The sequence below is a fragment of the Idiomarina sp. UBA4206 genome, from assembly GCF_002383015.1.
In the GTDB taxonomy this organism is placed as follows: Bacteria; Pseudomonadota; Gammaproteobacteria; order Enterobacterales; family Alteromonadaceae; genus Idiomarina; species Idiomarina abyssalis.
In genome coordinates this window covers 44,726-49,167 of the sequence record NZ_DFTS01000060.1, presented here as the reverse complement: position 1 = coordinate 49,167, position 4,442 = coordinate 44,726, and the positions used below count along the sequence as shown (strand labels likewise).

Here is a 4,442-nt window from a genome sequence, read left to right as displayed (position 1 = left end):
GAAGTCTGCGATCTCATCATGCTCAGTCAGGGCCAACTGCACCTGGCAACAGGAGCCAGTGTGTGAGCCGACGAGTTACTGTCATTCTTATTCTGCTATTCGGTGCCGGGCTTTTGCTTGTCTGGCGCCCTTTTGGTGATGATGCAGACGACAATAATGCCACCGCAACCCGCATGATGCGACCGGATTTCACTGCTTTTGGTCTGGAAACCCGCATTTTTGAGAGTGACGGCTTACTCGCACATAAAATCAAGTCAGAGAAGATGTCGCATTATAATCAAATAGGCTTAACCGAACTCGAGCAGCCTACGTACACTGTCTTCTCAGAACAAGGTGACGAAATTTGGGAGGTTAGCTCTGCACAAGGGACTTTCTACGATGATCAAACTCTTATTTTAGAGCGCGATGTTGAAATCCTTGCGTTAGAGCCTGATACTCGAATTAAACAAGTGTTAACCGAATACCTGATTGTTGATTTGAAAAATCAATCAATGAGCACCGAACACCCGGTGAGCATTCACGGACCCCGGCTATTAATTCGTGGTAACGGAATGAGTGCTGACCTGAAAGCTGAACGAATGGAGCTAAAAAGACATGTTAAAACGATTTTCCAGCCTGCTGAGTAGTTTTACTCTTATTGCCTTGGTGCCTTGTGCAGTTATGGCTCAGGGTAAGTCCGACTTTAGTCAGCCTATGGAGGTAGAGTCGAGCCAGGAAGAGCTGGACATTAAAAACAACCGGCTAGTTTTAACGGACAATGTCATTATTCGTCAGGGATCGTTATTAATCAGAGCAGACAGACTTGAAGCCTCGGCCAGCGAGAATGCAGAACAAGCCGATACTTTTGTTGCAGAAGGCACTCCTGCTACTTACAGCCAGACTCTGGATGATGGCAATAAGATAAACGCAGAGGCCAACAAAATTACCTATTTTCAATCGGAACAGCGCCTGGAGCTTAGCGGAAAAGCTCGTATTTCTCAGGGTAGCAGCAGTTCCAGTGGTGATCTCATCACCTATGATTTAGACAAACAAACCATAACCGCGACCAGTTCCGGTGAAGAAGACAGTCGCGTCATCACCATTTTTACGCCAAAGGCAAAAACTGACTCCAACGAGAAAAATAACGAGAACCCTTAATATGGCAACCTTACGAGTTAAACACTTAGCCAAAAGCTATAAAAGTCGCCAGGTTGTTAAAGACGTTAGCCTGGAGGTGAGCCAGGGACAGGTTATTGGATTATTAGGGCCTAATGGAGCCGGTAAAACAACCACCTTTTATATGATTGTCGGACTGGTTAACAGCGATAAAGGCCAGATTTTACTGGATGATAACGACCTCACTTTATTACCAATGCATGAGCGGGCGCGCAGAGGTATTGGTTACCTGCCACAGGAAGCTTCTATTTTCAGAAAGCTCACCGTACGTGACAACCTGATGGCCATTTTAGAAACCCGCAAAGCGTTATCAGACAACGACAGAGAAGAACAGCTCGATGCCTTACTCGAAGAGTTTAATATTGGGCACATTGCCAACAGCCAGGGAATGAGTCTGTCAGGCGGTGAGCGCCGACGGGTTGAAATAGCCCGGGCCCTGGCAGCAGAGCCCACTTTTATTCTTTTAGATGAGCCTTTCGCTGGTGTCGACCCCATATCCGTCATTGATATCAAAAAAATCATTGAGCATTTAAAGCAACGCGGTATTGGCGTATTGATTACCGACCATAATGTTCGTGAAACCCTATCGGTTTGTGAACACGCCTATATCGTTAGTCATGGCGAACTTATTGCCAGTGGGGATGCAGAAAGTATATTATCGAATCAACAGGTTAAAGACGTTTACCTCGGTGAGCAGTTCACCTTATAACGTGAAACCGGGACAGTCATTATGAAGCAAAGTCTGCAGCTAAAAATTGGTCAGCATCTGACCATGACGCCACAACTTCAACAGGCCATTCGCCTGCTGCAGCTTTCCTCGCTCGATCTTCAGGCTGAAATTCAGGATGCACTGGACAGTAATCCTCTATTAGAAGTTGAAGGCGATGCCAGCAACGAAGCTGACAATTCCGAAACCCGAAATATCGAAGAGCGGGATGACAGTCAGCGAGAAACCTCAGACGTTATAAAAACTCAGGAAATGCCGGACGAGTTACCGGTAGACAGCAGTTGGGATGACACCTACTCCAGCCAGACACCGGTTAATGGGGCCGCGTCCTCTGGTAAGTCTTTTGACGGTGACTTTGAAGTTTATCAGGGCTCGACCAGTGAGTCGTTGCAAGATCACTTACTTTGGCAAATGCAGCTTTCCCACTTTTCTGAGGAAGACACCGCCATAGCTGAAGCCATTATCGAAGCCATAGACGACAACGGCTATCTAATGGTCGATGTTGATGAGATTATTGAAGCGGTGCGCCTTCCGGAGGTGGAAGCCGAAGAAGTTTGTATGGTGCTTAAACGCATTCAGCACTTCGACCCAATAGGTGTGGGAGCACGCAGCGTCAGCGAATGCCTTGCCATCCAATTGCGACAACTAAGCGACGACACTGAGTACAAAGAAATTGCTCTATGTTTAGTGACTGAACATATGGATTTACTGGGCAGCCGGGATTTTCGCACCATTCAGCGTAAATTAAAGCTCTCGGAAGACGACTTGCGTCAAACCATGCGCTTGATTCAGCAGTTGCACCCCCACCCGGGTGAGCAAGTTGCACAACAACCCGTTGAATATGTCATTCCGGATGTTGCTGTGACAAAAAAAAATGGGCGTTGGATGGTCGAATTGAACCCCGACAGCGTACCTAAATTAAAGGTCAATGAAGAATACGCGGCCTTGAGTAAAGCAGCTAAGTCAGTAGCCGACAGCCAGTACATAAAAAACCACACGCAGGAAGCGCGTTGGTTTATAAAAAGCCTGGAAAGTCGCAATGACACGTTGCTAAAAGTTGCCAACTGCATAGTGCAACGCCAACAAGGCTTTTTTGAGCATGGCGAAGAAGCCATGAAGCCTATGGTTTTAAACGATGTCGCCGAAGCGGTGGATATGCACGAAAGCACCATTTCGCGGGTGACAACACAGAAATACTTACACTGTCCGCGGGGCGTGTTTGAGTTAAAATACTTTTTCTCAAGTCATGTCAGCACTGAGGGCGGTGGTGAGTGTTCAAGCACTGCAATACGTGCTTTAATTAAGAAGATGGTCGCTGCAGAAAACCGCAGTAAACCGTTAAGTGACAGCAAAATTGCTGAACTGATAGCTGAACAAGGTATCCAAGTAGCAAGGAGGACAATTGCGAAGTATCGGGAATCGTTAAACATTCCATCATCGAGCCAACGCAAAAGTCTTTTGTAACTTTGTTAACTGCAAGAAGGAAGACGTTATGCAAATTAATTTGACCGGTCACCACATCGATATTACCGAAGCTTTACGTGACTACGTAGACACAAAATTTGCCAAGCTGGAACGACATTTTGACCACATTACTAATGTTCACGTCATCCTAAATGTTGAAAAAACAATTCAAAAAGCGGAAGCTACGCTGCACGTGAATGGCGGTGAAATTTTTGCCGACGCAAAACACGACGATATGTACGCGGCCATCGACGGTTTAATCAATAAACTGGACCGTCAGGTGATTAAACACAAAGAAAAAATGAAACAACATTAACCCATGCAACTGAGTGAATTGTTAAGTCCCGACTGCACCAAGTGTGCAGTCGAGGGCGCAAGTAAAAAACGACTGCTTGAAACCATTAGTCAAATCGTAGCTCCTAAGTTGTCCGGCATTACCCGCCACGACATTTTTGAGAGCCTATTGAACCGTGAGCGCCTGGGCAGTACGGGAATTGGCTTAGGTATCGCAATTCCTCATGGCCGATTGCCCAATGCTAACCACCCGGTTGCGGTATTGCTCACGTTAGATGAGCCGATTGAGTTTGACTCTATCGACAATCAACCCGTCGATATTATCTTCGCGCTTCTGGTACCAGAATCCGAACACGAAAACCATTTGCAGACTTTGGCTTCTGTCGCTCGCCGTATGAATGACAAAGACTGCACACGTGCACTACGCCAGGCTGACTCCGACAAAGACTTATACCAATTATTTATTGGCGAAGGTGAGCAGTCGCCATGCAACTGATCATTGTTAGTGGTCGTTCCGGTTCAGGTAAAACCATCGCATTGCGAGTCCTTGAGGATTTAGGTTTTTACTGCGTCGATAATTTGCCAATAAGCCTGCTACCTACGTTAGTACATGCCGTTATCGAGCAATACCAGAAAATTGCCATTAGCATTGATGTTCGTAACTTACCCGAACACTCCGAAGAACTGCTGGATTCACTCAATTTTTTGCCCAAAGGCGTAGAGCCCGAAATTCTGTTCATTGATGCAGACGACAACACCTTATTAAAGCGTTTCGGTGAAACCCGGCGACTACACCCACTCT

At 46.4% G+C, this 4,442-nt stretch carries 7 protein-coding genes; all 7 read left to right on the top strand.

From position 1 onward, the window contains the following. The first annotated feature begins 62 nt into the window (after positions 1–62). The gene (gene lptC / locus B3180_RS12525) at positions 63–626 is read left to right on the top strand and encodes an LPS export ABC transporter periplasmic protein LptC (protein WP_199494262.1); all 564 of its coding nucleotides are present in this window, start codon (positions 63–65) and stop codon (positions 624–626) included. Then, positions 595–1,137 carry a lipopolysaccharide transport periplasmic protein LptA gene (lptA, locus tag B3180_RS12520; RefSeq protein ID WP_199494263.1) on the top strand — a complete coding sequence of 181 codons (543 nt, stop codon included), beginning with the start codon at positions 595–597 and terminating at the stop codon, positions 1,135–1,137. Before lptC ends, lptA begins: the two co-directional genes overlap by 32 nt. A 1-nt stretch (position 1,138) precedes the next feature. Beyond that, positions 1,139–1,864, top strand: coding sequence for an LPS export ABC transporter ATP-binding protein (gene lptB / locus B3180_RS12515; RefSeq protein WP_054489801.1), 726 nt, complete (start codon positions 1,139–1,141; stop codon positions 1,862–1,864). 21 nt (positions 1,865–1,885) lie between these two features. Then, positions 1,886–3,346, top strand: coding sequence for an RNA polymerase factor sigma-54 (locus B3180_RS12510; RefSeq protein ID WP_199494264.1), 1,461 nt, complete (start codon positions 1,886–1,888; stop codon positions 3,344–3,346). A gap of 28 nt (positions 3,347–3,374) precedes the next feature. Then, complete coding sequence (hpf, locus tag B3180_RS12505; protein WP_054489797.1) at positions 3,375–3,662, top strand: ribosome hibernation promoting factor; 288 nt, start codon at positions 3,375–3,377, stop codon at positions 3,660–3,662. 3 nt (positions 3,663–3,665) lie between these two features. Next, complete coding sequence (ptsN, locus tag B3180_RS12500; RefSeq protein WP_054489794.1) at positions 3,666–4,136, top strand: PTS IIA-like nitrogen regulatory protein PtsN; 471 nt, start codon at positions 3,666–3,668, stop codon at positions 4,134–4,136. After that, a partial coding sequence (locus tag B3180_RS12495; RefSeq protein WP_286844904.1) for an RNase adapter RapZ occupies positions 4,127–4,442 on the top strand: 316 nt, incomplete at its 3' end. The genes ptsN and B3180_RS12495, both read left to right, overlap by 10 nt.

Excerpts from the sequence above, each read along its gene's own strand:
- lptA (WP_199494263.1), top strand. The coding sequence starts at position 595 with ATGTTAAAACGATTTTCCAGCCTGCTGAGTAGTTTTACTCTTATTGCC.
- lptB (WP_054489801.1), top strand. The coding sequence starts at position 1,139 with ATGGCAACCTTACGAGTTAAACACTTAGCCAAAAGCTATAAAAGTCGC.
- B3180_RS12510 (WP_199494264.1), top strand. The coding sequence starts at position 1,886 with ATGAAGCAAAGTCTGCAGCTAAAAATTGGTCAGCATCTGACCATGACG.
- hpf (WP_054489797.1), top strand. The coding sequence starts at position 3,375 with ATGCAAATTAATTTGACCGGTCACCACATCGATATTACCGAAGCTTTA.
- ptsN (WP_054489794.1), top strand. The coding sequence starts at position 3,666 with ATGCAACTGAGTGAATTGTTAAGTCCCGACTGCACCAAGTGTGCAGTC.